31 protein-coding genes and 1 riboswitch are annotated in these 25,500 nt (G+C 37.5%); of the genes, 5 read left to right on the top strand and 26 right to left on the bottom strand.

The window, feature by feature from the left end:
* Positions 1-63: 63 nt before the first annotated feature.
* From ACP8HG_RS00305 to ACP8HG_RS00245, 13 genes are all read right to left on the bottom strand, one after another.
* Positions 64-297: a hypothetical protein gene (locus tag ACP8HG_RS00305; protein ID WP_067206596.1), complete on the bottom strand. Its 234-nt coding sequence runs from the start codon at positions 295-297 to the stop codon at positions 64-66.
* Between the two features lie 177 nt (positions 298-474).
* On the bottom strand, positions 475-714 hold the full coding sequence (locus ACP8HG_RS00300; protein WP_438298014.1) for a hypothetical protein: 240 nt from the start codon (positions 712-714) through the stop codon (positions 475-477).
* Between the two features lie 309 nt (positions 715-1,023).
* Positions 1,024-1,611, bottom strand: coding sequence for a histidine phosphatase family protein (locus ACP8HG_RS00295; protein ID WP_438298013.1), 588 nt, complete (start codon positions 1,609-1,611; stop codon positions 1,024-1,026).
* A gap of 140 nt (positions 1,612-1,751) precedes the next feature.
* A complete protein-coding gene (locus tag ACP8HG_RS00290; protein ID WP_067206574.1) occupies positions 1,752-2,054 on the bottom strand; it encodes a hypothetical protein in 303 nt (100 codons plus the stop codon).
* A 905-nt stretch (positions 2,055-2,959) separates the two neighbouring features.
* Positions 2,960-3,823 (bottom strand): CPBP family intramembrane glutamic endopeptidase, encoded by an 864-nt coding sequence (locus ACP8HG_RS00285; protein WP_438298012.1) that lies wholly within the window; start codon positions 3,821-3,823, stop codon positions 2,960-2,962.
* Positions 3,824-3,882: 59 nt separating this feature from the next.
* Positions 3,883-4,416, bottom strand: coding sequence for a hypothetical protein (locus ACP8HG_RS00280; protein WP_067206568.1), 534 nt, complete (start codon positions 4,414-4,416; stop codon positions 3,883-3,885).
* Between the two features lie 201 nt (positions 4,417-4,617).
* Positions 4,618-5,001: a hypothetical protein gene (locus tag ACP8HG_RS00275; RefSeq protein WP_187046952.1), complete on the bottom strand. Its 384-nt coding sequence runs from the start codon at positions 4,999-5,001 to the stop codon at positions 4,618-4,620.
* A gap of 123 nt (positions 5,002-5,124) precedes the next feature.
* A complete protein-coding gene (locus ACP8HG_RS00270) occupies positions 5,125-5,424 on the bottom strand; it encodes a hypothetical protein (protein ID WP_067206563.1) in 300 nt (99 codons plus the stop codon).
* Positions 5,425-5,568: 144 nt separating this feature from the next.
* On the bottom strand, positions 5,569-6,009 hold the full coding sequence (locus ACP8HG_RS00265; RefSeq protein ID WP_342537701.1) for a terpene synthase: 441 nt from the start codon (positions 6,007-6,009) through the stop codon (positions 5,569-5,571).
* 112 nt (positions 6,010-6,121) lie between these two features.
* On the bottom strand, positions 6,122-6,691 hold the full coding sequence (locus tag ACP8HG_RS00260; RefSeq protein WP_067206558.1) for a hypothetical protein: 570 nt from the start codon (positions 6,689-6,691) through the stop codon (positions 6,122-6,124).
* Between the two features lie 477 nt (positions 6,692-7,168).
* On the bottom strand, positions 7,169-7,459 hold the full coding sequence (locus ACP8HG_RS00255; protein ID WP_187046949.1) for a hypothetical protein: 291 nt from the start codon (positions 7,457-7,459) through the stop codon (positions 7,169-7,171).
* A gap of 356 nt (positions 7,460-7,815) precedes the next feature.
* Complete coding sequence (locus tag ACP8HG_RS00250) at positions 7,816-8,253, bottom strand: hypothetical protein (protein ID WP_438298011.1); 438 nt, start codon at positions 8,251-8,253, stop codon at positions 7,816-7,818.
* 615 nt (positions 8,254-8,868) lie between these two features.
* Positions 8,869-9,057 (bottom strand): hypothetical protein, encoded by a 189-nt coding sequence (locus ACP8HG_RS00245; protein ID WP_067206551.1) that lies wholly within the window; start codon positions 9,055-9,057, stop codon positions 8,869-8,871.
* Positions 9,058-9,608: 551 nt separating this feature from the next.
* Here ACP8HG_RS00245 and ACP8HG_RS00240 point away from each other — a divergent pair.
* Complete coding sequence (locus tag ACP8HG_RS00240; protein WP_338653314.1) at positions 9,609-10,142, top strand: hypothetical protein; 534 nt, start codon at positions 9,609-9,611, stop codon at positions 10,140-10,142.
* 283 nt (positions 10,143-10,425) lie between these two features.
* On the opposite strand, the gene ACP8HG_RS00235 is transcribed toward ACP8HG_RS00240, so the two are convergent.
* The 7 genes from ACP8HG_RS00235 to ACP8HG_RS00205 form a co-directional block, all read right to left on the bottom strand.
* Positions 10,426-10,974: a GNAT family N-acetyltransferase gene (locus tag ACP8HG_RS00235; protein WP_438298010.1), complete on the bottom strand. Its 549-nt coding sequence runs from the start codon at positions 10,972-10,974 to the stop codon at positions 10,426-10,428.
* Positions 10,971-11,558, bottom strand: a complete 588-nt coding sequence (locus tag ACP8HG_RS00230) for an AAA family ATPase (RefSeq protein ID WP_438298009.1) — start codon at positions 11,556-11,558, stop codon at positions 10,971-10,973. Before ACP8HG_RS00230 ends, ACP8HG_RS00235 begins: the two co-directional genes overlap by 4 nt.
* A complete protein-coding gene (gene lepB, locus ACP8HG_RS00225; protein ID WP_067206530.1) occupies positions 11,555-12,082 on the bottom strand; it encodes a signal peptidase I in 528 nt (175 codons plus the stop codon). Before lepB ends, ACP8HG_RS00230 begins: the two co-directional genes overlap by 4 nt.
* A 396-nt stretch (positions 12,083-12,478) precedes the next feature.
* Positions 12,479-12,916: a YusW family protein gene (locus tag ACP8HG_RS00220; protein WP_187046944.1), complete on the bottom strand. Its 438-nt coding sequence runs from the start codon at positions 12,914-12,916 to the stop codon at positions 12,479-12,481.
* 697 nt (positions 12,917-13,613) lie between these two features.
* Positions 13,614-15,614 carry a methyl-accepting chemotaxis protein gene (locus ACP8HG_RS00215; RefSeq protein ID WP_438298008.1) on the bottom strand — a complete coding sequence of 667 codons (2,001 nt, stop codon included), beginning with the start codon at positions 15,612-15,614 and terminating at the stop codon, positions 13,614-13,616.
* Between the two features lie 184 nt (positions 15,615-15,798).
* Positions 15,799-16,392: a histidine phosphatase family protein gene (locus tag ACP8HG_RS00210; protein ID WP_335339517.1), complete on the bottom strand. Its 594-nt coding sequence runs from the start codon at positions 16,390-16,392 to the stop codon at positions 15,799-15,801.
* A 42-nt stretch (positions 16,393-16,434) separates the two neighbouring features.
* Positions 16,435-17,223, bottom strand: a complete 789-nt coding sequence (locus ACP8HG_RS00205) for an alpha/beta hydrolase (protein WP_067206522.1) — start codon at positions 17,221-17,223, stop codon at positions 16,435-16,437.
* Positions 17,224-17,342: 119 nt separating this feature from the next.
* Here ACP8HG_RS00205 and ACP8HG_RS00200 point away from each other — a divergent pair, with 119 nt between their 5' ends.
* Entirely contained in the window at positions 17,343-17,855 is a 513-nt protein-coding gene (locus ACP8HG_RS00200; protein WP_067206519.1) for a gamma carbonic anhydrase, read from the top strand.
* A gap of 302 nt (positions 17,856-18,157) precedes the next feature.
* Here the strand turns inward: ACP8HG_RS00200 and metK are convergent, their stop codons facing one another.
* Complete coding sequence (metK, locus tag ACP8HG_RS00195; RefSeq protein WP_067206517.1) at positions 18,158-19,354, bottom strand: methionine adenosyltransferase; 1,197 nt, start codon at positions 19,352-19,354, stop codon at positions 18,158-18,160.
* 189 nt (positions 19,355-19,543) lie between these two features.
* A riboswitch (SAM riboswitch) is annotated at positions 19,544-19,661 on the bottom strand.
* 182 nt (positions 19,662-19,843) lie between these two features.
* Between metK and pckA the strand changes: the two genes are divergently transcribed.
* The gene (gene pckA, locus ACP8HG_RS00190; RefSeq protein WP_187046941.1) at positions 19,844-21,430 is read left to right on the top strand and encodes a phosphoenolpyruvate carboxykinase (ATP); all 1,587 of its coding nucleotides are present in this window, start codon (positions 19,844-19,846) and stop codon (positions 21,428-21,430) included.
* A 175-nt stretch (positions 21,431-21,605) separates the two neighbouring features.
* Here pckA and ACP8HG_RS00185 read toward each other — a convergent pair whose 3' ends face one another.
* The 5 genes from ACP8HG_RS00185 to ACP8HG_RS00165 form a co-directional block, all read right to left on the bottom strand.
* Positions 21,606-22,397 carry an alpha/beta hydrolase family protein gene (locus ACP8HG_RS00185; protein ID WP_338653325.1) on the bottom strand — a complete coding sequence of 264 codons (792 nt, stop codon included), beginning with the start codon at positions 22,395-22,397 and terminating at the stop codon, positions 21,606-21,608.
* Positions 22,387-22,848 carry an NUDIX domain-containing protein gene (locus ACP8HG_RS00180; RefSeq protein WP_067206508.1) on the bottom strand — a complete coding sequence of 154 codons (462 nt, stop codon included), beginning with the start codon at positions 22,846-22,848 and terminating at the stop codon, positions 22,387-22,389. The genes ACP8HG_RS00185 and ACP8HG_RS00180 overlap by 11 nt, the downstream gene beginning before the upstream one ends.
* 46 nt (positions 22,849-22,894) lie before the next feature.
* The gene (locus ACP8HG_RS00175; RefSeq protein ID WP_231885774.1) at positions 22,895-23,203 is read right to left on the bottom strand and encodes a transposase; all 309 of its coding nucleotides are present in this window, start codon (positions 23,201-23,203) and stop codon (positions 22,895-22,897) included.
* 88 nt (positions 23,204-23,291) lie between these two features.
* A complete protein-coding gene (locus tag ACP8HG_RS00170) occupies positions 23,292-23,474 on the bottom strand; it encodes a putative motility protein (protein WP_067206503.1) in 183 nt (60 codons plus the stop codon).
* 63 nt (positions 23,475-23,537) lie between these two features.
* Positions 23,538-23,987: a Dps family protein gene (locus ACP8HG_RS00165; RefSeq protein ID WP_067206501.1), complete on the bottom strand. Its 450-nt coding sequence runs from the start codon at positions 23,985-23,987 to the stop codon at positions 23,538-23,540.
* Between the two features lie 101 nt (positions 23,988-24,088).
* Between ACP8HG_RS00165 and yidD the strand changes: the two genes are divergently transcribed.
* Entirely contained in the window at positions 24,089-24,319 is a 231-nt protein-coding gene (gene yidD, locus ACP8HG_RS00160) for a membrane protein insertion efficiency factor YidD (protein WP_067206498.1), read from the top strand.
* A 160-nt stretch (positions 24,320-24,479) separates the two neighbouring features.
* Positions 24,480-25,457, top strand: a complete 978-nt coding sequence (locus tag ACP8HG_RS00155) for a metal ABC transporter solute-binding protein, Zn/Mn family (RefSeq protein WP_187046939.1) — start codon at positions 24,480-24,482, stop codon at positions 25,455-25,457.
* The last annotated feature ends 43 nt before the right edge of the window (positions 25,458-25,500 follow it).

Genomic DNA, 25,500 nt, shown 5'->3' with positions numbered 1-25,500 from the left:
CCCGTTAGTTTAAGTACAAACCTTCACAATATCTATAAAGTAGTAATACACCTGTTGAGTTTGTTACTCTTTTTCCTTATTTAACAGTATATATAGCAATACACATATTACTGCAATGATTGAAGTGATAATAGAATATCTAATAATTTGAAAGAAAAACTCTGGATAAGGCGTTACAACAAATGAAGTCATCCCCTCAAAATCAGTTGTGCTTACTTCTCTTTTCATAAAGACTACGAATAAGAAGAAAGATAAAACCAATGAATATATCCCTGTTTTCACTAAGATTTTCTCCATTTAAAATCCCCCTAAAATATAACGTTCTTAGCTCAATAGAGGAAGCTGAACAAAAACATTTGAGTTATTTTTTATTTTCATTTTACCATATTCATCCTAATGTACTTTATTCAACTAACCTGCCCCTTTAGTTCAATAAGGAAAAAGGCTTTACTCCTTATTGAACTAAATACAAAACTATTCCTTTGATTGTTTTAATCTCCACGCAAATGAAATGATGAAAGCTGATATTCCACCCAAAACAAGGGCATAAAACAGTAAAAAGAAAATAAATGCCCCATAATCTTCGAGCTCAAAAAAGGGATTATTAGATATATAAGGCTCGGAAATAATACCGATTAAGAAAATTGGAGTAAATAGAATAAAAAATCTTTTCCAAAAGTATTTTTTGTAATTATCGTCTGTGTTCTGAAACAAATAAGAACATCTCCTTTCAGAGTATTTATGTGAAATTCATGCAATAATCTGGTCCGATTGTTGAACACAAGTTAAACAACACTCTTCAACTAACCTGCCCCGTTAGTTTAACAAGAATCTCGATTATCTCCACCCGCAAACCTTCGATTCGATCGATGTAAGAACTTGTATGCGCCATACACCTCTAGTTAACATTACGCTAGCAAGTTCACGGAAGTTAACTACATTACTCAATAAGAAAATCTGCCCTGTAAAGGCAGATGATTACTAAACTAAAACGCCCGATAGTTTAAGAACAAAAAACTTTTTTTATTGGTTAACATCAACATTTACACCCCATAGTCTTTGAACATTCACTAATTTCTTTTCATTGAATTCCATTCTATAAATATCAGGTTTTGATGTGCTATGTAAAAAATCCAAGTCATAAGTGCTATCGAAATATTCCATCATCAAGGTCATAACAGCCCCGTGAGTACCTATCACTATTTTTTTATCTCTAAAAGTTTCTAATAGTTCTTTTAAGACCTTTATAGCTCTTTTTTGACAATCAGCATTTGATTCTCCTCCCTCTAAAGAGAAATTTGATTCAAAAAATGACTTCTCTAAAAGTGGAACCAATTCTTTATCTGATACTCGATTGTTTCCTGAAGAGAATATCCTCTCTTTTAAATCTTCAAAAACTAAAACTTCCTCTCCTATTTGTTGGGCTAACTGTTCTACAGTTAAAATTGAGCGTATATATGGACTTGAAGTAACTACATCAATTTCTTTATCTTTCAAAATGTCAGTCACTCGTTTAGCATCTAAATAACCTTTTTCGGTTAATCCTCTGGTTCTATCGTTTCCTTCTTTTGGCGATTCACCGTGTCTCACCATATAAACAAATGTACTCATAATATAATGTCTCCCCCAATAACTTCCTCTTTTTTTCCTCCTAAACAAAACTACGGCATTAGTTCAATAAGCAAAAAGAGCTGCCAAAGCAACTCAATAATCTTCCGCTAAAGCGCCCGTTAGTAAACAAAGGCCTAAATTTATTCAGAATACAACCAAGGGATAACTGGTGGTATTCCTGCTTCAGGTACAAGATAAACAAAGACAAAAAATACACAAATTAGTACCCCAAAAAGAGAAACGAATATAGAAATTAAAGGATTAATTCTTTTCAAAATACCATATATCCCACTAACAAAGCTGGCTAATCCAAGAAATAACTCAAAAAATGCTACTGGATATACATTAAACTGTTCCATTACAAAAATTCTAATAAAGTTAAAAACAGAAATAGATAACATAAAAAACACTTGTAAAATCAACCCTAAAACTGGAATGCTCAATTGATATCACCATCCTACCTCACAAACTCCCCTGAAGAGTGTAACAAGTGATTGTCATCTTTTTAAAAAACTAAACTCCCCCGTTAGCACAATAAGAAGAGCATTATTGTTGTTCCAGTAGTCGAGTAGAAGGGAACCTCTCTACCTTACGGTAAATTGTGTTCCTCCCCCCTCACAGAACCGTGCTTGCGCTATTTACGCACACGGCTCTTCCTAGTCACCATTCACAAAAAATAGCTAATCTCTTTCACTCGGATTTTTGCTGATTCTGCTATCCTTACTAGTTTTGTTTCCATTTAGTATCCCTACCTCTGTGTGTAGTAAATGTGTCCCTAATAAGGGTGATAACTTGGTAGCAGCCTTTCCTCCATCGGCATTACCCAACTTCATTGGTACTACGCTGCTATCCGACTCCCTACAACGGCATTTGGCTTCCTTGCTTATTATCGCTTGTACACCATACTCTTCTATAAGCAGAAAAGACCGGTAGGGTCTCCCGAGTTGCCGTATCCTATCAATGTGACACGTGCCAAGGTCTCTGACTCCAGAGAGGTTTTATCCTTCTTGCCTTTAACGATGGATAAAATGTAGCTTTCTGCTGTGCTTAAGGCATAAGCCCTCTCGATTTACTAACATTATGGAGCTCAATCCCTTCAACCAGTTGGCTTTCGGCCCGCCACCTAACTGTCTACGCTTAAAGGCTACTGTTACCAATAGCCCTCCAAGACTCGCTACGAGTGAATGGCTAGTTCTTTCTCGACGGGAATCCCACCCGCTATATGATACGACCTAGGCTCGGCCGCACAAGCACCTCGTTAGTTTAATAAGAACAGAGACGCTTATTAAACAATCGCGCCCGATTGTAGTAGATTTGTTATTCTAAAGTATTTTTTATTAAATCCTAATCACAAAGAGCGGTTACGTCTTATTTTTCTTTTATCATTTAATATTAAAACTGATAACACCACGACACTAAGTATTACAATAAACAAAAATGATAAGTATAGCGACATGAAGCCTTCAAACGTCTCATCAAACTCTAAAAGCGCAACACCTGATTCATATAGACCTCCCAGAGAAATATATCTAGCTACTTCAAGGTAAACCAAATGGAATATTATATTCATCCATAGTGAACCGGTATATGCTCTATAAAGCTGTAGAGCAATTCCAAAAGCGAAGAGTAATATAAAATAATCTATAGTTATTGCAAATGGCTTATCAAAGAATATTGATTCCATCGCCATCACTGTTATCGGTACACAAATAAAGATTAACGGTTGCAAAATTAACGAAGTAAAAAAGCGGAACTTTTTTTGCAACTCTTCAAATATTAAACCACGTATAAAGACTTCTTCTGGAAATGCTTCGTATATAAATGCTGTTATTGTATTGATTAAAACGGAAATTACAGCACTTGTTGTCAAGTTCATACTGAGATTTTCAATCCCGCCGAATAAATAGGCCGTTAAAATACCTACTCCAAGTAAGATAAAAGGCAATGCAATTCCAATAGCCATCTTAGATGATGAATTTACACCTTTTAGGCCGATACTTTTAAACGATTCGGGACTTTTTCTCTTCAGTATATAGAGTACAATGAGCGTTAATCCAGTAAAAATCCCCCCTTGTAGAAGCATGGCTACTTTTCGTTCAATATCGTGAGTTTCTATTAAATATCGTCCGACATTACCCGATACAAAGAGAAATACCGATACTAGTAGAAAATACAAAAACAATCGACTAATCCTAAACTTCGATGAATCCAATTGGTTGCTCCTTTATATTAAGACTTAAGGTTATACATGAGTACCTAGTTATGTCCGCATTAATCAAACAATATATTTTCAACGAATTCGGATTCATTCTTATAAATTTTATACATAAAGTACATCAAAATAGTAACAGCAAAAAGTAAAGTTGATTCGTAAATATTGTCTTCAGTGAGTATAGTTGTTTTAAGCGTGAACTCATTTGCTTTGATAGTAGCGATATGAATTTGGTCTATTTTCACTTCTATCTCGCTGCTCCAATTTTCTTCAATACGTATGTCTTGTTCATCAATTTTTCCTACAACACAAAAGTAGAGTAGGCTATTCCCTGGCTTATCTTTCAAAAAATAGGTCTTCTCTTCTGTTTCAATGATATATGTAGCAACAAGTAAGTTTTTGATATTTCGTTTTTTAATCCCTATCTTAATTTCGGATCCTTTGTGAGCAGTAAATGACACTACACTTCTCTTTTCACATCCTGTAATATCTGCTTTTTCAATGGTTCCAACACTCTCTTTCTCCCTGTTTTCCACTTGAATAGCATTCTTTTTTTTCATGTATCTCACATCATTGAATTGATATTTTTTCATTTATATCCCACCTTTCTTAGTGGCTTATTCATGGTTATACATTTTTTATATTCCTCACTCTTATATTTATTACGATTTAAGCAAAATTAAGTTTCAAATACATAGTTATTCTATAATTTGGCCCGTTTGCTTTATATGGTTTCCTTAAGGGCAGCCAGCTCGCCTTAAGGCAATTTATTCAACAATCGCGCCCGATTGTTGTTACTTTGCATTCTTCATACTTTTTATCGTTCTCCCGTATCCAAGTGCTAGCAAGAGCATGGCTGTATATATTATCGTACCGCTCATGGTGAATAGCGCTGATGATTTATAACTAATCGGTGGATAGCCGCTATGCGCATTATAATGCCATTCTGCACCAGCAAACACTGACTGGATAATGAATAACGTAATTCCGAACAATGCTAAAGCCAATACAGCCTTTTTTTGAAAGACCATCTTAGCTAAGTTGTCTTTAAAAACAAATAGAAAGGTTGATTGTCCTTTATGCACTTTTCTACTTTCCTTCTTAGCAGATGGAACTAAAAAGAAAATAAACATTCCGCTGTAAATCAGTGGCAGGATAGTAACTTCAGAAATGCTCATCAAAAAAACTCCTTTACCTTTTGAACGTTTTTGACTCGAAATAAGATTCGTCAATCTGGCCCAATTGCGATATAGACGAAATCGCTTATAAAGCAATCGCACCAGTTAGTGCAATAAGCGACATTAAAATAAATCACCCAGACTTACTACTATTCCAATAAGTGAAAGGGCGAACACTAACAATATCAATAAAATTATAATAGGGGCTATCTTCTTCAGAAAGCCTTCTTCTTTGTTTTTAAACGCCAAATAGCTAAGTATCAGACTAAGAACACCCGCGATAATGAAAGTGAAAAATAATATTTTTAGAAGTACAACCATCGAGCCTTCAGGCTCTTGTGGTGCAATTGCATAAGAAGTAAAAATAGTTATTGCACAAATAATACTTAATATGGCAGACCACTTGCTATATTTTTTGTTCATTGTGTTCCTCCTACTTTTTCAAATCATACCATTTATTGGATTTCGGCATCATAATTAATATGAAAGTTTGTTGAACTAACCTGCCCCGTTAGTTCAACAAGAAAAAAGAGTTACCTAAGTAACCCATTTTTAACTAAATTGACATTATTCTTGAGATAAATTTAACCAATTTTTTTCATCAATTGATTGGATCTTATACTTTGAACCAACTATATCTAATATTCTTTGATGAGTTTTAATATCCCACGAATCATCCACATGTTCATATAAGTCTTTCTGTATAAATTCTTGAGTAATATAGTTTGTAACAGAACTAATGTCAACTAATTCTCCAAAAAACTGTCTTAACATCATCGAATCTTCTTTTTCTAAAGGTTCATCTGACAAGAAATAAATTTTGAATACATTAACAATTATATTTATATCTTCGTCATCTAAAAAACAAAGTGGCTCTAACTTTTTATCTTCTTCTGTAAATGGTCCTCTAGTATCTTCAATAATGACATAAGCCAACATTTTATTGTCTTTAAAGAAACGAAAAATTTCTAAATCTCGTAATCTTAGTTTTCTATCGATTGAAATCATTTTTTTCACCTATTCAAATATGTACAGATATAACCCGCAGTTATATCTGTACATATTCTTAATCTAAACAAATTTTCCTTCTGAAACAATAAAAAAGAGATGCATATTAAAGTTACTTAATTAGTATTTTAATCTCATTTTTATGTTCTTTTACAAATTCATTCAAAAAGTCATTGGCTTTTTTATTGTATACCTCTAACCCATCTTCGTTGTATGCGTCTGGTTCACCAAACATTTCTTGCGTATAAGCATCTATATAAGCAATTTGTTCACTCCTGATTTCTACGTACTTCTTATAATATTCTTTAGGTTCCATACCTAACTTTTGAGCTTGCATTTCGATAAAATCAATCATAGATTTTCCGAATGGATCTTCTTTATCTCTAAGAGGTAGCAACATCATTGTTTCCTCTTGTAGATCTTTGTTATCGGAAACATCCAAATTCATTCTTTTAGCTTCTTGCAGAATTAATTCGATTTTTACAGTTCCCTCAATACTTTCCAACACCTCTTCATCTGGATACAAAAATCTTAATTCACCTATCGTAATTTCTTTGTCTTTGACAATAGCTGCAATATCATTGTCATTAAAATCTTTTATACTACTTTGAACACTTGAACTGCATCCCATCAGTGAGATAATTAAAGACAAAGAAATTATAAAAAGAGAAATTCTTTTCAAAAAAACACCTCCATAATATAAATCCTACCACCTGTAATACGTTTTATAATGCAAAATGTTTCAAATTTTCTCTCGAACGAACCTGCCCCATTAGCCATACATGAAGCGCAAAATCAGCGCTACACCATAGGGGATGAAAATGTGTACAGTACGGGTATTGGATATTACGGCTGGGAGAGGAAGGTCGATTAACTATGGTGCCATAGAGCCCATCCGTTAGTCTGACTCCAACGACCACGGTGCATCACAGACTGTCGCACTCTATACGAGTAGCACACATGGGAGATTAATCCTACTCTGGTTATTACACCAGCCTGCCTTTATTCTATGAAGAATGGAGTTGGTTCTTGATTAACTTTCAACTTATATAATCATTTTGTAGGCTCAGCCTTTTTTCAAAAAACTTTTTCTGAGTTTTTTTGTTATGCGGTTTTATAGATTTAGAGCGTTTTTAAATTTTCATGGGAGTTTAATGATTTATACAGGAACGTCCGTTTCCTTCTTCTTGAATATGCCTATTAATAGTATAATTAGTCCTATGATGAAACCAATCGTAAACAGTATAATAATTGTTACTGGTATTGCCCATATATTCCTAATAATTAAGCCATAGGTTAAACCAATCTGAAAAGATAATAATGGTGAGATTACCAACATAAAAGTGATTCCCCAAACAATGTATTTCCTTTTCTTTGACTTACCTTCGCTTAGATGATAAGCAGCAAGTGCTCCTATGAATGCAAATACATACCCTACAAAAAGCACCATTTTATCATCCCCTTCTTTTTTTTAATTTCACAATATCTCTTATCTCACTAAACTGCCAGTTAGTTCAACAAGGAATTCGATCGCTGAACAGCCTTGTATAACCATGCACACGAGGTTAACAAAACGTCAATTCTCGGCAGGTAATTATACTTCATAACCCTATAAACTCTCAGTTTCCCCCTGCGATCCTTCGTTTTTTGTATGCATCCAATTTTATACATCGTTGAGTTAACAGGATTTCCGCTGAACGCCAGGTCCGTTTAAATCTATAGTTATGTAAATTTAACTAAACAACAAGAAAATAGAATACCTCCCAAAATCCTGTATACTAACAACCATCCCAATGAATTTTTGTTTCATTTTATATTAATATCAAAAACATAAGTTGCTTTTCCTTTGTTCCATTCTACGATAACTTCATAAATATAATATCCCTCTTCCGATGGAAGGATTATTTCATTATCTTTAAGTTCAACAACATCACTTGTTTCATCTTCGTTCCATTGTTTTAGGATGATAGATGAAGGATTTTCTTCAATTTCAATTTTTAATTTACCACCTTTTTCAACTTGTAATGTATTGAATCCAACTGCTAAGTCATTTATATCTGAACTACCAATTTTTCTAAATTTCACGTCAGTATCTAGCCATTCGAACTCACCTATCATCATTATATAATCGTGAGTACCCACAATAACTTTGCCTTCTGCTTGCTTATAAGTATTGTTTGAAGATATTCCATTACAACCAGCTATAATAATAACTGTTAACATTAACAGCATTGTTTTTTTCATTATCATATTCTCCTTTTAATCTCTAAAATTGCATTTTTTTATTTATTTGGAATATGTTCACATATTTATATATTATAGCATGCGTATTGATTAATCAGACTACAAAAATCCAATGTCACTTTCCAACTAATTTGTCATCTTTTTGGCAGGTGATAAGGCTAAGGTTTATATTGCGTATAACGTCTGCAAACACTTCCCGATAATCTTCCTTTTAGTCAAATAAAAAAGAACAGGTAACTTTCACCCATTCTCTGCTGCAATTTCATCAATTCATCTATCATAAAAAACACTCACCTAAACACATCACCAAATAAAGGGATAACAATAAACATCCCGCTTACTAAACCAAAGATAAAAATTATTGAATAAGTAACGTACTTTTTTCCCTATATTACTCCTTCTCTAAAGGAGTTAGTTCGCTATCTTCGAAGCATTATTGAAGAACGCGCAAGACAACAAGTAATCTGTTCCATAATCTAGACGCTGTACTTTTTTTTAAAAAAAAGAGCTGCGTTTAATTTTCATGAGAGTTCAATAAGAAAAGCTACCCTTACAGGCAGCTACTTGTTCAACTAAAGCTTTCATTAGTTGAAGTATTTATGAGGTTTCCTTAATTTAAAACGGTCCAATTTGTTGATCAATCCGTCCCACTTCTCGTAGAGTATCGTTTACAGCTGAATTCTGATTTAATGACTTTTCCTGTTCATGAAAACTATATTTCCTTTTAGTCAAAAAATCCACAAGATAGACGCCTACAATTAAAGTTACAAAGAACCCCCAGAAAATCCACATTATCCAATGCATTACATTACCTCCCCTTTTTAATATATACGTAGCGTTCGGCTAAAAGTTACATTTACTATAAAATGACAAACCTACCCGTAAGTAAAAATGGCACGTACCCCAACGAATGCAACACCAATCACAAGAACAATAGAACCTATCAATAATTTAGATTTGATGTCATTTTTCCCTATTTCAATTTATACAAAGTATACCATTAATGTGTAATAATGCGATGTGCAAGACTGGCTGGTTTTAAATGCTTGACCGATACAGCAAAATATTGCTTCAGTTGATTTGTATCCAGCAATTCCATCTCACCATCATTAAAATAACCAATTAGTAGCAAAGACTGTAACTGCGGGGGATAAGGACTCCGGGATGTAATTGTTGGTGATAGTATAAGACATATCTCTTTCCCCCTTATCTTCTCTTCGATATTTCTATTTGACTTGGTTAGGTATAACCGAATTGATTTTTTGGTATATTCGCGTTATTCGGTAGTCTTTGTAAGAGAAGACAATGAGTATGCTATTATTGGGAATAACTAGTATTTTTAAGGGAGTGAAAAAATGAAAAAGATTTATATTGCTTTATTAAGCTTAGCCTCCATCGTTATATTTCTTTTTATAATGAAGTTTTTTGGATGGACTATTGTGGTCAATAGAACTAGTATTGATAAATGGCTTTTATTGATCGCTGTCTTTTCTTTTCCTTCTGCAATTTACATAATTTCAGTTAAAAAAGATGTAAATATACGGGCAGCAGATACATTATCATTTTTTGTAATAATCATTGTAACAACGTGTTGTTTTAGGGCGTTTTTACTACCGACTTATTTTTATGCGTATGTAGAAAGTAATGATATTCTTTCAAAACCATACTTTATCTCTGAAAAGACGAATTCAAAAACACCACTAATTGAAGATGTTTTTTATACCAAGTACACTATATATAAATCCATTACCCCCGTTCTCTTTAAAAAAGAATCAACAGTAGTGGAGGAACGTGGCATAATTCGCTTGAAGGAAAGTATAGTGAAAACGGTTGAAATAGATGGAAAAATCTATATTACAACTGGCAATGGTTTATTGCCTATTAAGTAGCAGAGGACGCAAGTTATAAATTATACTAAGAACAGTAGTGCAGACCAAGGCAATGGTTAGTACTACTGATCTTAGTATGTTTTCTTATTGTGCAATGGATTTAACTACTTACGTTAAGGGAGGTGTTAACTAAGGTGCATGCGGTATACACACTTGAAAAGGTCTATTTCTTGTAAGAGAAATAGACCTTTCTTAATTTAATGATTTTCAATTAAAGCTACTCGTAAGTCTGAATCCATTTTTCAGTGGTCTCAAAATTATATGCAGAGTACTTGGGGTGTTGTTACTGATTTATCTTCCATTCAGTGTGCAGAATTGAAAATATCAATGCATCGTGGGAATGCCCATTTTGGAATAAATAACTTCTTAACTTTCCTTCTGCCATGAATCCATTCTTCTCTAACAGTCCGATAGATGCACTATTAGCAGGAAATGTGACTGCCCCCATACGGTGCAATCCGAGTTCATCAAATGAATAATCCAAAACTGCTTGTAATGCTTCAGAGGTAATACCGCTTCTCCAAAAGTCTGGATGTATTTCAAATCCAACTTCCGCTCTTTTCATACCAAGTGCCAAGTTATTCAATCCAATTGTGCCTACAAACTGGTTCCCGTCTTTTATCGTAATCGCCCAGCGCATTCCTCTTTTTGTTTCATAAGTACTTCTGAAATGCTCAATAATTTTTTCCGCCTGAGCCAACTCGTACATCGGATCCATCCCATAATACTTAACTACTTGTGGATTTGAAAAAATGGTAAATAGTGCAGGCGCATGACCTGATTCCACTTTAGTCAATCGAAGTCGCGGCGTATTTAAAACTGGAAATGTCATACTAGCCCCTCTTTCACTTCATTTTCAACTCTATCTGCCAAAGCTAATGGATTGCATTGTTCTATATACTTTTCTTCCGCAGGGAAATACCGTTGGTCGTACTTTAAAGCGATTTCTTTCTTATTCCCCATATAGATGTCCCTATCTGTAATCCTTTTTAACCTCGTCTCTTGATCCAACTCTAGATAGACGACTATTTCAAAATACGGTCTCAATTCAGGACGTTGTAGAAAAACCCCTTCAACGATTACTGTTGTTCCCGCGGGGATTTCAATTTCCCGCAGTATATAACTGTCAGTTTCTCTGTTATACACTTCGATTGTCTCATTCACATCCAAACCACTTTTCAATGGTAGCAGTAATTTTTGTATTAAATAATCATACCGCCATTGTAAATGATAATAGCAATACCATTCTTCATAATTCTCGTTATAACGGACTTCCTTTTTGTGCACAAAATCATCAAGGTGCAAGATCACTGAGCCCTCTAACTGTTGCTGCAATTTATAGGCATACATCGTTTTTCCCGATCCGCCAAGACCGTCAATTCCAATGAGCACGGAACATTTAGAGTGATTTTTCATTTTGGTATTCCCATTTCACGAAATGGATAGAACCTGAACTTCACTGAACCAATAACTGATTTTTCATCGATGAAACCGATGATTCTACTATCTGTACTGTTTCTTCGATTATCTCCAAGCACGTATAAATAGCCTTCAGGTACTTCCACTTTAAAGTCTTGTGTTAACTTCTGGCCTTCGAAAATCCCAGCTTTATTCTCTTGCACATAGTCCTCTTCATATTCCACGCCATTTATATAAAGCTTGTCGTTGTTCATGACGACGACATCTCCCGGAAGACCAATTACCCGCTTAATGAAATTGTCCTCTGAATCCGGAGCATGGAAAACAATCATGTCAAAACGATCAATCTTATACACTTTTGAGATGACAATTTTATTATCATTTTCAAAAGTCGGCTGCATCGATTGACCCGATACGACAACTGGTGTAAATAAAAATTGGCGTATGACGATTGCAATGACGAATGCAATTGCTACTGATTGTATCCACGAAATGAGCTCACTTTTGCCGCCTTCTTTCATACAATACCCCCGTCTACTATATAATTCATATTATTTACCATATAACGTACTATGCGTTTATAGACTACTATGCTCTATATTCTATTCTTTATGATAAATTCCTGCCCAACTTAAAAGATTCTTATTATAACAATCGCGCTTCGTTCACCACAATGTTAGGTAAGTGAAAAAATGTCTCCGTCAATTCAATAAAACTTAATCATTCATATCTTTAATTCCGTGTTACTTTTCCACTTATTCCGGTCGTAAAATTATTGGTTAGGCAAAGTAACTAGTAATGCAGAAGCTAATACTAGTTGTATATGATAAAAACAAAAAGCACTGAACTTTTGAGGTTCGGCGCTTTGAATATTGCGTACTATTTACCCCGAAAACTAGAATTCTCCCGGTAGTTTATTATTTCATATCCGAAAATTCTTGCTCACTTCCATCTGTGAATTCAATTTCCAGATCAAACTCCGCGTAATCTTCTGCACCAAATGCTTTGGACACCTTTTCTATTACTTCTTCTCTCGACATGTCTGTTGTTAAACCTAGCTCTTTAAAAATCGGTTGCAATTCACTATAAGCTTTATCTCCTGATAGCTTAATGTTATTTAATTTGTTCTTGTATTCTGCTTCGGTTTCGGACATATCCAAGTCAAATGAAGCTTCAATTGCATCTCTCTTCTTGACTGTATCTATATCTAAGTCAAATGAACGGAAACCGAACTCGCTCTGAATTTCCTCATTCGTAGGAGCGTTCTTTACTATCTCTTTATCGGTACACGCACCTAATATAAGTGCCGTCGATAATAGTGCTGTAGCGTATAACGAAAGTTTTTTAGTGTTCAAAAGATAATTCCCCTTTTCAATGTATTATCCATGCTTCATAATTCATCTTTTCAAGTAAGTTCACCTATCACGTTGAGACGAATTATCCACTGATTAGTAGGGTACATGAACAAACGGTGTTGAAAGGATAAATAAGAATACATATATAACCTAGCATTCTCAGAAACTGTCTTACAATGTTCGACAGAAAAACTGATACTTATACATAAATATAGCATACCTTATCCTGTCGGTACCATTATGGACCCAAAAATATACATCGTTTGAAATAGAGGTCGCCTGCTATTTAGTGATAGTCATTGAAGGCATCCAAAAAAGTTAAAAGTAATATCTGCACTACATATTAAGATTAACAAGGTGGTATACCTCACCAGTTTTACGAACGAATTTAGCGAATGAGCAACAAGTGTGAGACGAAGTAGAGGGATGCAGTTCAATCCCTCCTCAGCAATCTACTATCGGGCTTATTGCGTGAGACCATAACAAAGCGACAAAGCGTTGTTGGAAGAATCTTCTATTCGTTAAGCGCCGACTGTATAGTACAAAGATTATAGTAGCAAAACCATTAAGTATTTTACCGATTCCGTTATACCGCCTACTAGTAAAGCGGCTCCGTCCAAAGACAGAACCGCAAGATGATTAAGATTAATTTTAACTCTAAACAAAAACCTTCCAATTTCCCGGCAGCTAATTGTTATTAAACTTTGAAATGGCTCATGGCGGTGTGCAGATTGTCACTTAACCCCGCCAATGTATCCGCGGCTTGTGCTACCTCACGGATTGCCCGAAGCTGCTCGTCCGTCGATGCACTAATTTCTTCACTTGCCGCAGCTGTTTCTTCAGCTGTCGCCGCCATAGTTTCAATTGTCTCCATAACCGTCTCCTTATGTTCAACGACCTTATTTACTTCGTCATAGACACTGCTGATGGACTGTTCAAGCTTATTCATGAGTTTGGAAATGTCTCCGAACGTCATTTGTGTAGCCAGCACGACTTTTCCTTGTTCCTCAAATGTCTCCCCCGTTTCCCTCATTTGCCTCGAAACTTGGTGGGAGCCATTTTGAAGTTCTTGAACGGTCGCTTTTACTTCATCTGTTGCTCGTGCAGATTGTTCAGCTAGTTTCCTCACTTCATCAGCAACGACCGCAAAGCCTTTACCGTGTTCGCCAGCACGTGCTGCCTCAATGCTCGCATTAAGCGCCAACAAGTTCGTCTGCGTGGAAATTTGAGTTATCGTTTCCATGACAATTCCGATTGCTCCAACTTTCGTTTCCAAATCTCCAACGACATCCGCCATCGATTGCAGATTTGTCTTCCAGCCATCGAACGACAATTGTAGCTGATTGACTTGGCTGACTCCACTTTTGTTGACCTCTTCAGCTTCTATTGCAATGCCTGTCATAATGCTCGCTTTTTCTTGAATCCCTATTAGTTGTTCGCTTAAATAGCCAACTGTTTGCGTCACATCTTCTGTATCATGTGCGGATTTCGTTGCACCTGATGCGATATCATCGATAGCCCCCGCCATCTGCTCACTAACGGCATTCGTCTCTTCTGCGGATGCACTTAAGCTTTCTGCCGCTAAACGAACTTCATCGACAGAAAGGTTAACCAATGTAATAACATCACGAACTTTTGAAGTCATAGCATTAAAATTGTTTGCAAGTTGACCAAATTCATCCTTCGATTTCACATCCGCGTATGCGTTAAGGTTTCCTTCCGTCACCTTATCCATTGCTGTACGAATTTCACCGAGAGGACTAACAATTCTTGATATTAAGAACCAAAGAACAACAATCATTACTATTCCTGCTAATATGAAAGTTATGATGATTAAGTTCCTAGTTTGACTAACTGAACCATCAATTGCATCTTGATTGAACGCGGCACCAACTGTCCAACCGAAATGCGGGACTTCGGTAAAAACGCCGACCATTTCATTCTTATCTTCATTGTATTGTCCGATTCCCTTAGTTTTTTCTTCGTTAAATAATGCCGTTAAATAAGATAAATCCGCCAATTCCTCTTTGTCTGTTAGTAAATGAGGGTGAACGATTGCCCCATCATTTCTATCAAATAAGAATGGGTAGCCTCCAAATCCAAATTCACTTTTGGATACACTATCAGTAATATTTCCCAAACTAATGTCTACCCCAATAACACCAACAAGTGAATTGTTTCGTTTCATCGCTTTAGATGCCGTAATAACATATCCACCTGACGCTGCATCGACATATGGATTCGACCATACAACTTTGTCTGGTTGGTCGCTAGCTGCTGTATACCATACGCGGCTAGTCGGATCAAATCCATCGATAACGAGATGGGGAACAAATTTGGTATATTTGTTTTCGAATCCAAAATACATTAAATCCGTATCCGTCATTTGTCCCATATAATCATTAAAGACCTTTTCGATGCCTCGACTTAATTCGCTATCACTTCCAGTGCCATACTGCGTCTCTATAAATGATGTGACTTCCGGATTTTCGGTAAGCAAATATAGCGTTTTTTCATATTGCAACATACTGTTTTCAATCGATCGACTCATCTCCTGCACGGCAACTTCACTTTGATTTATAAGTACATTTTCCGTTTGCTTTTGCATTTGAAGATTAACGAACAAGTTTACTACCGTAAGGATAATGAAAAATAACGCTATTACACTGACAATAATTTTTGCTTTAATCGATTTCATTTCACTTACCTCCTTCTACTTTGATTCGACATACTTCACTCATAAATTCTGACCTCATTAGACTATATTTTTGATTATAGTCTAATAGTCACTAGAATGATAGAATATTTTAAATAATATAATGTATTTCGACTTATTAAATATACGCAAAATAAAAAACGCCATTCTCTGGCGTTTTAAATGCTTACTTAATACGTTGTAAATGTTTCGTACAATTAAACAGCTCGCATAGGTTTCGATCTTCTTGCAGTTTAATAATAGTGACTGATGTGTTTTCCAGATCCATAGCTAAATCCTTGTAAGGGACAAGCTCTTTTATCAATCGACCAATAAATCCTCCATGACTGACGACTAAGATTCGTTTATCTGGATGCAATTCTTTTATTTCCTCTATGAAATTAAGTCCGCGTGAAATAATTTCTTCCTGCGGTTCGAAACCGAGTTCCAGCTGTCTCCATGAGTGCCCCCATTTTTTTACTCGCTCCATTTCCGTCAATCCTTCAACCAGGCCACCCCCTGATTCCCGCAAGCGATTGTCCGATAAGAGACGGATATCAGGCATACTGTCCGCGATGATTTCAGCTGTTTTTGCAGCACGAATTAAAGGACTTGTGTAGATGACATCCCATTGTTCACCAGAAAGTCTTTGAGCTACACCGTGTGCCATCTCAATTCCTTCATCATCAAGTGGGACATCAGTACTTCCTTGTGCCCTTCCTTCTTTATTCCACGCGGTAACGCCATGTCGTACAAACCCAATTATCGTAATCGTAAACACCTCCCTCTTCACATTTACTCACAAACCATTTCCAAGTATTCCCTATACGACATACCCTAGCGACCTTAGAACATTATTCATAAATGATTCCGTATATAAGTATACTTCCTCGCGCTCTGGTTCCTGATAAACGTCATGGTACAGCCGTTTCCATTGCTTATATTGAAACTCAGAAAGTTCCTGTCGGATAAACCATTTCTTAGCAAGCACTATGTCTGTTATTTTATCCTCTTCCGCAATATGCATAAGCACTGGGATATCATGAACACTTCTTTCGCTCTGCGCAACCAATTTCATGAATGATTGTAACTCTTTATACCAGGCTACGGTGAATTCATCGTTATAAAAGTCATCTTGCTTAGCTTCTTCATATAAATCACTATTGCGTGTTAACATCTCAATGTCAATTTCATGATTCAATTTCATGGATGACGAGAATTTTGTCAATACGTTCGAAAATTTAGGTGGCTGATGACGCAATGCTAGCCATGGGGAACTAAAAACAGCCCCTGCGCATTCAATTTTCTTTCGCTGTAAAAGACGCATTACGAAGGTGGCACCTATTCCATGTCCAATAATGAACAAAGGTAAATTATCATCGAGACCGACCGCTATTAATTTTTCCACAAATTTAGCGTAGGCATCAAATTGTTCATCGTGAATTTTTCCGACACCTTCCGCCCCGTGTCCAGGTAAATCTCCTGTCACGACATGAAAACCGCTGTTTCTTAGTTTCTGAATAAGCCATGCATTTCTACTATGATGTTCGTACACATTATGGACGATGGCCACGACAGCTTTTGGTGGCCCTTCCGCTTCCCATTTCCACATGGTCATCTTCCCCTCATCTATCTAGTTCTTTTATCTATATATTTCCCTATTTATCTACAATAAAAACCTAATCTTTGTTACGATAATTATACACTACCTAAAGAAAAGAGGAGAGCATCATGATTTATCCTTATAAAGGAAAAACGCCTGTAATTGATCCGTCCGTTTTCATTGGCGACTTCACGACGATTTCAGGTGATGTGACAATTGGTCCTGAATCGACAATTTGGTTTAATACCGTAATCCGGGGTGACGTATCTCCAACAATTATTGGACGTAAAGTAAATATTCAAGACTTATGCTGCCTTCATCAAAGCCCAAAGTTTCCGCTTATTCTTGAAGATGAGGTGACAATTGGGCACCAAGTAACGTTACATAGTTGTACGGTAAAAAAAGGAGCGCTTATCGGTATGGGTTCCATTGTTTTGGACGGTGCTGAAATTGGCGAAGGGGCATTCATTGGCGCAGGCAGTCTCGTGCCGCCTGGTAAGAAGATTCCCCCGAATACGCTAGCACTCGGGTCGCCAGCAAAAGTCGTGCGTGAGCTGAATGACGACGATCGTGCGGACATGGAACGGATTGTTCAGGAGTATGCCGAAAAAGGGCAGTATTACAAGAGTTTACAACAGTAATAAAAGAGCTGCCTTTGAAGGCAGCTCTTATTTTTTTATAAATAAAAAGATTACTAAACCAATTAACACAAATAACGCAACAACCCCAACCAGTAGTAACAAACCTATTAAACTCATAGCCCGACGCTCTCTCCTCTCCGATCAGGTTTCACTTTATAACAATTGTATCATTTGTTTATAGCTCCTGTGATGAGAGTGTACGACAGATTCGCTACACTCTATGACGCCCGCTAAATCAAACATCCTAAACAGAAAAAACACCAAAAAACAGGGAAATCCTGCCTTTCAGTGTTTACACTACATTATTTCCCTGCTAACTCTTTCAATGCATCAGCTTTATCCGTTTGTTCCCACGGTAGATCAATGTCTGTACGGCCGAAGTGACCGTATGCAGCTGTTTGTTTATAAATTGGGCGGCGCAGATCAAGCATTTTGATGATGCCTGCTGGACGAAGGTCAAACAGTCCACGCGTAAGCTCAACAAGTTTACTTTCCTCGACTGTGCCTGTTCCAAATGTATCGATAGAAATCGATACAGGTTGTGCAACACCGATTGCATAAGCAAGTTGCACTTCACATCGATCTGCAAGTCCTGCAGCGACAATGTTCTTCGCAACATAACGTGCCGCATATGAAGCCGAGCGGTCCACTTTCGTCGCATCTTTCCCAGAAAACGCACCGCCGCCATGACGCGCATAACCACCGTACGTGTCAACGATGATTTTACGGCCAGTAAGACCTGCATCTCCTTGAGGTCCCCCTATTACGAAGCGGCCAGTTGGGTTGATGAAGTACTTCGTGTCTTCATCGATTAAATCAGTTGGTACAACCGGGTTTATGACGAATTCTTTAATATCACGCTGAATTTGCTCAAGTGTTATTTCAGGGTGATGTTGCGCTGAAATAACAATTGTATCGATGCGTACTGGTTTATTGTTTTCATCATATTCAACAGTCACTTGTGTTTTTCCATCCGGACGCAGATACGTAAGGGTTTCATCTTTGCGTACTTGTGCAAGTCGGAATGATAATTTATGAGCTAGGCTAATTGGTAACGGCATCAGTTCCGGTGTTTCATTACAAGCGTAACCGAACATCAAACCTTGGTCACCAGCTCCAATTGCTTCAAGTTCATCATCTGTCATCGAACCTTCACGCGCTTCAAGTGCCTGGTCAACGCCTGCAGCGATGTCGGCTGATTGTTCATCGATCGCAGTCAAAACTGCAGATGTTTCCCAATCAAATCCGTATTTCGCGCGTACATAACCAATTTCTTTAACAGTTTCACGCACAACTTTCGGGATATCGACATATGTTGTCGTCGTAATTTCTCCTGCAACGAGGACAAGTCCTGTTGTAATTGTCGTTTCACATGCAACACGTGCATTTGGATCTTCTGCCAATATAGCATCTAGAATAGCATCCGAAATTTGGTCACACATTTTGTCCGGGTGTCCTTCAGTTACCGATTCTGAAGTAAATAGTCGGCGATTTGTCATGTTATTTCCTCCTTATATCCTACGAGATTGATACGGTACTCATATGTCCCATGTAGAGTCTTTTCTAAATGAAAAGACTACAAGCCATTGCGAGCTCTATACACGAGGATTAAGGGCGATATCATATAAAAAGCCCTTCGCTCACGTAATAATACATGAGGAAAGGCATGATTTCATAAGCACCTTTCACTCTTATCATACAAGGACTGTGCCTTGCTACAGGTTTGGCACCTTCGCGCAGACAAAACGTCTGTGCAGGTTGCCGGGTTTCATAGGGCCTGACCCCTCCACCAGCTCGGGATAAGAGTATCCGTTCAACTATATATGCTACGAAAAATCTTGTTGCATGTCAAATCTTTTTACCCATTTTGCGTATAAATCCTTGAGGTTTGAATTAGTATAGATTATTATTCTTAATGTGTTATACTAATTCAATAATGTGATGACACCCAATTGATTGGGACTATATGCAAAGGACGGTACATACTTATGATATCTGCGAAAATTAGTGATGACCTCAACAAACTTCTTTCTGGGAAAAATGTAAAAGTTCAACTTTCAGTTCCACAACTTGTTGAAAAAGCGATTTCACGTGGTGAAGCTCAATTGACATCAGACGGAGCGGTTACAGCTCAGACAGGCAAATATACAGGTCGTTCACCTAAGGACAAATACATTGTTGAGGAAGCGTCCTCCAAAGACAAAATCGATTGGGGCAACGTCAATCGTCCAATCTCTTCTGAAATTTTCGATTCATTATATAATAAAGTAATTACTCATTTGAGAACAAAAGACGAACTGTTCGTCTTCAAAGGTTTTGCAGGCGCAGATCCAGCTTCACGACTATCCATTCAAGTTGTGAATGAATTTGCATGGCATAACCTGTTTGTTCACAACTTGTTCATCCGCCCAACTGAAGAAGAACTAGTACAACATGAATCACAATTTACAATCGTTTCGGCTCCTTCATTTAAAGCTGATCCTGTGGTCGATGGTACGAATTCAGAGACATTCATTATCGTATCAATGGAAAAACGTATTGTTCTTATCGGTGGAACTGAATACGCTGGCGAAATGAAAAAATCAATCTTCTCAATCATGAACTACTTACTTCCTGAAAATGGAATTATGCCGATGCACTGTTCGGCAAACGTTGGTGAAGACGGTGATGTTGCCCTATTCTTCGGTCTTTCTGGAACAGGTAAAACAACACTTTCGGCAGATGCAAACCGTAAATTAATCGGCGATGACGAGCATGGCTGGTCTGACACTGGTGTCTTCAATATCGAAGGCGGTTGCTATGCAAAATGTATTAATTTATCACAAGAAAAAGAACCTGAAATTTTTGGTGCAATTCGTTTTGGTTCCGTACTAGAAAACGTTGTCGTCGATCCGGAAACACGCATTCCTGACTACGATGATGGTTCATTAACTGAAAACACGCGTGCAGCTTATCCTATCCAAGCAATTGATAACATCGTTGACCCTTCTGTTGCTGGTCATCCGAAAACGATTGTATTCTTAACGGCAGATGCGTTTGGCGTGCTACCTCCAATCTCGAAGTTAACAAAAGAACAAGCAATGTATCACTTCCTAAGCGGGTTCACTTCGAAGCTTGCCGGAACTGAGCGTGGTATCACATCACCTGAAGCAACGTTCTCAACGTGCTTCGGTTCACCTTTCCTTCCACTTCCAGCGACAGTATACGCTGAAATGCTTGGGAAGAAAATTGATGAACATGATGCACAAGTATTCCTTGTTAACACAGGCTGGACTGGCGGCGTCTACGGCGTTGGTAAACGTATGGATCTTAAATACACACGCACTATGGTACAGGCAGCTCTTGCTGGAGAATTGAACAACATTGAAACAGAAACTAACGGCGTATTCGGCCTCGAAATGCCTACATTCATTGAAGGTGTTCCAACAGAAGTGTTGAACCCGCGCAATGCATGGGCAGACGGCGAAGCATACGATGTAAAAGCAAATGAATTGGCAAACATGTTCCATGAAAACTTTAAAAAATTCGGTATGGTTTCTGAAGAGATTACGCTTAAAGGCGGACCGATTGCATAATTTTCAAATTAAACAGTGTAGCACATTGAATGTGCTACACTGTTTTTTTGTACCTGGGATTTGTAATTGTAAAAATGGAGTTGTAACTGCAACTTATTTCGTCTAATTGCAAATTTGGCGTTTTAATTGCAAACCCGTACTTCTAATTGCAACTTCATTTTATTCAAAATACCATTCACTCCCCTTGTCTTCTCATCCAACCACATAAATCGCGAACAAGTTGTGCATTCATGACAGGCGGTATGAAGTGTGTATACTCAGGGAAATACCATGTCTCATATACTTTTTTATGTTCACGCAGTGCGTTTTCCAGCAAAACTGCTTGTTGAAATGACACGTTCTCGTCGATCATGCCATGAATGATGAGTACGGGAGCATCAATTTCATCCACGCGGAACAGCGCCGTACGGTTTCTGTATTCATCCGGCATGTTATTCGGTGTCCCGCCGATAACTCTTTTCATCATCCGCCGCATATCTTTCCGTTCTTTATATGTAAATACGATATCGGATACGCCAGACCATGTAACTACCGACGTAATATCTTCACGTAAAATTGCTGTCCAAAGAGCCATTATACCGCCCCGTGAAAATGCAAACAAGTGAATTTTTTCCACGTTTGTCTTCGAATTTTGCTTCAGCACATCAACGGCATTCACCGCATCCTGACGATCGGCCCCAGCAAACTCATCCCGTCCCTCGCCTCCACGGTTCCCCCGATAATAAGGAGCGAAGACAACAAATCCTTGCGAAGCAAACTGTGCAATTCGGGCAGGACGAACCATACCGATATGCTGCATGCCCCCTCGCAAATAGATGATGCCTTCGTAGTTCCCTTCTGTAATTGGTTCTGCCATGAGTCCCTTCACTTTTAACCCATCTGAAAAATATGTAATTTCTTCAAGCGAAACATGTGGATTTGGAGACGGATAGGGCCTTCTATGAATAATCGTACCATCATGACTCATGCTCTTCCACCCACTTTCTTAATGTTTCCATGCCCGTGTTTTTCATAAGGAAACTCAATTCTTCACACTGGTCAAGCTCTTCATTAGTCATCCACATAGCTCCTTCTGTTTCGTAAAGGGCTGGATGCTCATCGATTTCCGCAACTTTCCCTGTGAATACAGCTTTGCAAAATGTACTATTACTTCGAACGACATACTCTGCAAATTGCACAAGATCCGTAATTTTCACACCTGTTTCTTCAATCGTTTCGCGTATAACTGCCTCCTCGATCGTTTCTCCATGCTCTGCTTTACCACCTGGAAACTCAACGCCTCGAACTAAATGTCGAGTCAGTAACCATTTACCATTATGTTTGAGGATAACAAGGACATGCCGAGCTGGCATTCCAAATTGGTTTTCTCCGAAAGTCAGCTCAACACGACCACCATTAACATCATTGAAAATAAGCATTGCACTCACGTCCTTTCAACCAGTGTAGCGAAGGACAGCAATCCTTTCAACGAAAATACGGAAGCTTTTCGATAAATCGCTTCGACTTATCATCTGTAAATTCATGAATGAGCGCATAGATCTTCATCGTACGTTGATCGACGTTGAAATTGTTCCGACCATAATGATAGGGCAAAAACGGTAAATGTGACCTAAGGAAGTTTCGGAATTCGAGTTCATCTATCTGACTAAATAACCGATGAAAAACAGGAACATACTGACTTTCTACATTAACCTCATATTCCCACGGTGAATCATCTGGGTAATGGTATACTTGCTGATTTACGACAGAAACGTACATTTTGTATTTCTCCATGCTACACCATCCTTTTTTCTTTTTAGCATGGCTTAGTATGAAAAAAGCATGCATCCCCTTTTACTGGAGATACATGCTTTACCGCAATTTACGCTTGTACGTCAACCGAAGCTCCCTTATGAGGATGGGCTGCAACAGACTGATTAGATAAACTTTTCAACATATCTGTTGCCGCTGCAGTATTCATTGCAAGTGCATTATTTAACACACTCAACTGAACAGTCGATTGCAAACTTCTCAATTGACTTGCCATGATGGAGCTCATATCCATTTGCCATCACTCCTTCCACAAGCTTATTATCGGCATTTTTCTAGTATTTTTAATAAAAAATGATTACTTGTTATCTTCACCCAGGAATGCATTCAGCATCCATTGATGTTTTTCGATACTTTGATATGTCGCGTTCAACAAATCTTCCGTCATATCGTCGCCATCTTTCGCAGCCAGCTGCATGCCTTTTTTCAACGATTTCATAATTTCACCGAAATCATTTACGACAGTTTTCACCATGCTGTCTTCTTTTTCATCTCCCGTTGCTTCTTTCACAACAGATTGTTCAAGATGTTCTTTCAGCGTCGCTACAGGATCTCCGCCAAGTGTCAAAATACGTTCTGCGATTTCATCCATATGTAACGTCGCTTCATTATAAAGTTCTTCAAACTTTACATGTAACGTGAAGAAATGATGACCTTTAACATACCAGTGATAGTTATGGAGCTTCGCATACATAACCGACCATGTAGAAACTTGGACATTCAATTCATTAATAAGTTCTTTCGACATATAAATCTCTCCCCTTATTGTTAAATATAATTCATCTCTCTGTTAATTTACCACCGAAGCATCTACAATAAACATCGAGGCATTAATAAGGAGTTTTTTAAATGAAAAAGATTTTAATTGGCTTTATTAAACTATATCAAAAAGTAATTTCACCCCTTACACCACCTTCATGCCGTTTCTATCCCACTTGTTCTCACTATGGGATTGAGGCAGTCGAAAAGCATGGAGCACTAAAAGGTTCATGGCTTGCGGTACGTCGAATTTCAAAATGCCATCCGTTCCACGAGGGTGGATTTGATCCTGTACCAGACAATGATATGCATAAAAAGTGATCTTTTTAGATAGAACGGTTTGACATAATTGTCGAGCCGTTTTTTTCGATTAAAAGAAATTCGCTTATTTAGTTGCCAAATTAGAAACACTCTTGTATGATAAAAAAGTCAGTTGCACAAATCGGAATGATTACTATTAATAATACGGAGGATATATCTAATGAATAAGAAACTTTTTTTCATCATGTCATTACTAACAATTATGCTACTTAGTGCTTGTGGCGCTAAATCCACAGAAAACTCGGAAACTGGGACAGAGAAATTGTCTATTTATACAACAGTATACCCGCTTCAATACTTTACAGAACGAATCGGCGGCGACTACGTCGATGTGAAATCCATCTATCCTGCTGGCGCGGATGAACATACTTTTGATCCTACACAAAAAGATATGATGGGACTCGCGGACTCGGATTTGTTTTTCTATATAGGACTCGGCCTTGAAGGTTTTGTGGAAAATGCAGAAAAAACCATGAAAAACGAACATGTAAAAATGGTTGCAACAGCAGAGGCAATTCCTGATGAGATGCTAGACGAAGGTCATAGTGATGAAGGTCACGACGAAGATGCTGAACATGATGAACATGGACACGAAGGTCATGATCATGGGGGAATTGATCCCCATGTATGGATCTCACCACTGCTTAGTGTCGAACTTGCAACTTCTATCAAAGATGCATTGATTGCATCAAAACCTGAAATGAAAGACGAATTCGAGAAGAACTTTGAACAACTGAAAGTAGAACTAGTCGAACTCGATAGCAAATTCAAAGAGATGGCTTCCACTGTCCCTTCCAAAACGTTCTTTGTTTCACATGCATCATTTGGTTATCTAGCCGATTCATATGGACTGGAACAAGTCGCGATTGCGGGACTGAACTCACAAAGCGAGCCGTCACAAAAGCAATTAGCACAAATTGTCAAAGAGGCAAAAAATCACAACATCCACTATGTACTTTTTGAACAGAATGTATCATCTAAACTAACTAATGTCGTGCGGAAAGAAATTGGTGCTGAATCACTCATGCTCCACAATCTTGGCGTATTGACAGTGGATGATGTAAAAAACAACGAAGACTATTTTTCTTTGATGGAACAAAACATTGAAACGCTGAAGAAAGCGTTAAGTGGAAAGTAAATGAAGAAAGGTTGTCCCGTATACCAGATTTAATCTGGTATAT

Source organism: Sporosarcina sp. FA15 (assembly GCF_051550195.1).
Lineage (GTDB): Bacteria > Bacillota > Bacilli > Bacillales_A > Planococcaceae > Sporosarcina > Sporosarcina psychrophila.
Note: the sequence above shows the minus strand (reverse complement) of the source record. Positions and strands in the feature narration are given on the sequence as shown.